Origin of the sequence: Nocardioides sp. (assembly GCF_047607365.1) — a bacterium.
Lineage (GTDB): Bacteria > Actinomycetota > Actinomycetes > Propionibacteriales > Nocardioidaceae > Nocardioides.
This window is the reverse complement of sequence record NZ_JASGDD010000184.1, coordinates 1-4,009: the sequence shown is the minus strand read 5'-3', so window position 1 is coordinate 4,009 and position 4,009 is coordinate 1. Positions and strand designations below refer to the sequence as shown.

General features: G+C 72.1%; 5 protein-coding genes. 3 read left to right on the top strand and 2 right to left on the bottom strand.

Features of this window, described 5'->3' with window-relative positions; all coding sequences use genetic code 11:
• The coding region (locus QM572_RS14145; protein ID WP_415094176.1) for a C40 family peptidase at positions 1–472 on the top strand (472 nt) is incomplete at its 5' end.
• Positions 473–570: 98 nt separating this feature from the next.
• Here the strand turns inward: QM572_RS14145 and QM572_RS14140 are convergent.
• Complete coding sequence (locus tag QM572_RS14140) at positions 571–1,158, bottom strand: TetR/AcrR family transcriptional regulator (RefSeq protein ID WP_415094174.1); 588 nt, start codon at positions 1,156–1,158, stop codon at positions 571–573.
• Between the two features lie 35 nt (positions 1,159–1,193).
• Between QM572_RS14140 and QM572_RS14135 the strand changes: the two genes are divergently transcribed.
• The gene (locus QM572_RS14135; protein WP_415094172.1) at positions 1,194–2,642 is read left to right on the top strand and encodes an MDR family MFS transporter; all 1,449 of its coding nucleotides are present in this window, start codon (positions 1,194–1,196) and stop codon (positions 2,640–2,642) included.
• On the opposite strand, the gene QM572_RS14130 is transcribed toward QM572_RS14135, so the two are convergent.
• On the bottom strand, positions 2,591–3,079 hold the full coding sequence (locus QM572_RS14130) for a MarR family winged helix-turn-helix transcriptional regulator (RefSeq protein WP_415094170.1): 489 nt from the start codon (positions 3,077–3,079) through the stop codon (positions 2,591–2,593). The two genes, QM572_RS14135 and QM572_RS14130, sit on opposite strands and share 52 nt — an antisense overlap.
• 52 nt (positions 3,080–3,131) lie before the next feature.
• On the opposite strand from QM572_RS14130, the gene QM572_RS14125 reads away from it, so the two are divergent.
• A partial coding sequence (locus tag QM572_RS14125) for an EamA family transporter (protein WP_415094168.1) occupies positions 3,132–4,009 on the top strand: 878 nt, incomplete at its 3' end.

Below are 4,009 nucleotides of genomic sequence, written 5' to 3'. Positions count from 1 at the left end.
CCGGACGGCGGCGACGCGCCACCGGACGCTGTCGGTCAGGGCCGCGGCGACCCGGATCGTCCAGCGCCGGATCCTGCGCGTCGCGGCGTCGCGTCGCGGGACGCCGTACCGCTATGGCGGGACCGGCGCCGGTGGCTTCGACTGCTCCGGCTACACCCGCTGGGTCTTCCGCCGCCTCGGCGTGAGCCTGCCGCACAGCTCGGCGGCCCAGGTCGGCCACACCCGGCGCGTCAGCCACCCGCGGAAGGGCGACCTCGTCTTCTTCAGCTCCGGCGGCCACGTCTACCACGTGGGCATCTACGCCGGCGCTCACCGCCTCTGGCACGCGCCCTACTCGGGCCGCAGCGTGACCAGGGCCCACATCTGGACGAGGGTCTTCTACGGCCGGGTCACCGGCCTGCGCAAGGCGATCCGCAAGGAGGCCCGCCGGGTCGCCGCCAGGCGCGCCCGTGCCGCGGCGGCGCTCGCCTGACCTGACTGGGCCACCATCCCGCATTTGTGCGATGACACCCCGTGTGCGCGGCTCGGCCTCGGCGTGTCATCGCACAAATGCGCGATCGCGGCCAGGGCTCAAGGCCGCACGAGGGGGAGGAAGATGGTGTCGACGATCTCCTCGACGGTCTTCCGGGGGACCGGTCGCAGCGTCATCATCAGCTCGTTGCGGATCAGGTCGAACGGCAGGTGCACGATCCGGTCGGTCAACCTCGCCGGGTCGATCTCGCCCCGCGCGACGGCGCGCTCGACGACCTCGGTCATGACGCTCGCACGCCCCTGCTTCAAGTGTGCGCGGATGTCGGCGAAGGTCTCGCCGGTCTCCTCGAAGTAGCCGCCGAGGTTGGTCATGATCAGCGTCATCATGCCGGCGCGCTCCACGCTCATCTGCGAGAGCAGCCAGATCACGTCACCGCGGAGGGATCCGGTGTCGCGCGGGTCGATCGACTGCTGGTCGGCGTAGTGGCGGATCGTGGCCTTGAGGAGGTCCGGCTTGGTCGGCCAGCGGCGGTAGAGCACCGGACGGCTGGTCCCGGCCCGCCTCGCCACGCCGTCGTAGGTGAAGGCGGCATAGCCGTGCTCGGCCAGCTCGGCCCACGCGGCGTCGAGCAGCGCCGCCTCGAGCTCCTTGCCCCGCCGGCGCCGCGGAGCCGCCTCAAGATCCATTTGCGTATCTTAACCCGACGTCGTAACTTGGATACGTGAGCGTATCTAAGGAGCCTCAGGCCAAGCTCGACCCGCATGTCATCCGAGTGTCCCTGGCGCTGATCGCCGGCATCATCGCGGTCATCTTCGACACCACGATCGTCTCGGTGGCGATCCACGACCTCGGCACCGATCTCGACGCCGGCGTCTCGACGATCCAGTGGGTCTCCACCGGCTACCTGCTCGCCATGTTCGTCGCCATCCCCGCGACGAGCTGGCTCCAGGCGCGGCTCGGCGGGAAGCGGCTGTGGATCGCGAGCATCGTGCTCTTCCTCCTCGGCTCGGTGCTCTGCGCCACCGCCTGGGACGCGCAGAGCCTGATCGCCTTCCGGATCGTGCAGGGCCTCGGCGGCGGCATCATGATGCCGCTCATGACCACGCTGCTCATGCAGGCGGCCCACGGTCAGAGCCTCGGCCGGCTGATGTCGATCGTCGGGCTGCCCGCCTCGCTGGGCCCGATCCTCGGCCCGGTCATCGGCGGCGTCATCCTCACCTGGCTGGACTGGCGCTGGCTCTTCCTCGTCAACGTGCCGATCTGCCTGATCGGCATCTGGTCCGCCTGGCGGATCCTCGACCCGGACCGGCCCGCGCCGGGCTCGCCGCGGCCGGCGTTCGACGGCGTCGGCTTCGGCCTCCTGACGCCGGGCGTGGTGGCGATCCTCTTCGGCCTCTCCAACGTGAGCAAGGACGGGGGCTTCGGCCGCACGGACGTGCTCCTGCCGGCGATCGCCGGGCTCGTGCTCGTCGGGGCGTTCGCGGCGTGGGCACTGCCGCGGCGCGGCCGGGCGCTGCTCGACGTACGGCTTCTCGCGCACCGCCCCCTCGCCCTTGGCACGGGGCTGCTGCTCCTCACCGGCGCGGCGCTCTACGGATCGATGCTGATCCTGCCGCTCTACTTCCAGGACCTGCGCGACTACACCGCGCTCGACGCCGGCCTGCTGCTCATCCCGCAGGGCGTCGGCACGCTGCTCTCCCGCTCCTTCGGCGGCCGCCTCACCGACGACGTCGGTCCCAGGATCGCTGCGCTGCTCGGCTTCGGCATCCTCACCGTCGCGACGGTCCCGTTCGCGTTCGCCGGCGCCGACACGCCGCTGTGGTGGCTGATGCTCGTGCTGCTGGTGCGCGGCCTCGGGCTCGGGATGGCGTTCACGCCGCTGATGAGCGTGGCCTTCCTCGGCCTCGAGCGGCACGAGATGCCGGACGCGTCGGTCTTCACCCGCGTCGCCCAGCAGCTCGGCGGCTCCTTCGGCACCGCGATCCTCGCCGTCATCCTCGAGGCCGCCGTGACCGGAGAGTCCGGCGCGGTGCACGGCTTCCAGATCGCGTTCTGGTGGACCGTCGGCTTCGTGGGCCTGGCGACGCTGCTGTCGTTCCTGCTCCCGGGATCGCTCGCTCAGAGCCCGAGGAGCTCCGCCCAGGTGGCGAGCGCCGAGGCCAGCGCCTGACGCTCCTTCCCCGACAGCGCCTCCAGGAGACGGTGCTCGTTGGCGATGTGGGCGGTGAACGCCCTGTCGATCAGCCGCCGCCCGGCGGGAGTGAGCCGGACCACCCGGCTGCGCGCGTCCGCAGGACTCGCGGTCCGGCTCACCCATCCCTGGCGCTCGCAGCGGTCCAGTCGCTTGGTGATCGCGCCGGAGCTGACCATCGACTGCGTGCCCAGCTCCGACGGCGTGAGCGCGTACGGCGGCCCCTGTCTGCGCAGCGTCGCCAGGATGTCGAACTCGCCCTCGCCCAGACCGAACTGCGCGTAGACCTCGACGAGCTCCTCGGTGAGCCGCGCGGCGACGCGGTGGAGGCGGGCGATCACGGCCTGCGGCGAGGTGTCGAGGTCCGGTCGCTGCTCACGCCACTGGTCCATCACGCGGGCGACATGGTCGGTCACGGTCTTGAAGATATCTTACGTGGAAGCTAATTTAGTTTCCATGGAAGTTAAAGTGGCCGCTGCGACGGCGATCGCCCCGCTGGCGTGGGGCTCGGGGTACTACGTCACGGCCCACTACCTCCCGCCCGACCGGCCCCTCTTCGGCGCGGCGGTGCGCGCGCTGCCGTTCGGCCTCCTGCTGCTGGCCCTCGCTCCCGGGCTCCTGCCGCGCGGCTGGTGGCTGCGCACGGCGCTGCTCGGGATGCTCAACGTCGGCGCGTTCTTCGTGCTCGTCTTCGTCGCCGCCTACCGGCTGCCGGGCGGGCTCGCGTCGACGCTCACCGCCACCTCGCCCCTGGTGATCATGCTCCTCGCGTGGGCCATGGTCGCCGAGCGACCCGCTCGCGCCTCGCTCGCCGCGGCCGTCGTCGGTGTCGGCGGGGTGGCGCTGTTGGTCCTCGACGGCGGCGTCGTCGTGGACCTGCTCGGGGTGGCCGCCGCGGTCGCGGCCGTGCTCTGCTCCTCGCTCGGCTTCATCCTGGTCAAGCGCTGGCGGCCGCCGGTGTCGCTGCCGACCTTCACCGCCTGGCAGCTCGTCTTCGGCGGGCTCGTGCTCGCGCCCGTCGCGCTGCTCGCCGAGGGCGCGCCGCCCGCGATGGGCCTGCGCGAGGTCGGCGGCTTCCTCTACCTCGGCGGGATCGGCACGGTGACGGCGTACGTCGTGTGGTTCCGTGGCCTGCGCACCCTGCCGGCCGCCGCCGTCGCGCTGATCGGCCTGCTCAACCCGGTGGCCGGGACGATCATCGGCGTGGTGCTGGCCGGGGAGTCGTTCGGCCTCGCGCAGGGTGCCGGGATGGCGCTGGTCCTCGGTGGCATCGTCCTCGGCCAGCCGGCCGTCCTCGACGCGCTCCGGTCGCGGGGCCCCCGCGCGCCGCGGCGGCGCAGCCGCGG

Excerpts from the sequence above, each read along its gene's own strand:
- QM572_RS14140 (WP_415094174.1), bottom strand. The coding sequence starts at position 1,158 with ATGGATCTTGAGGCGGCTCCGCGGCGCCGGCGGGGCAAGGAGCTCGAG.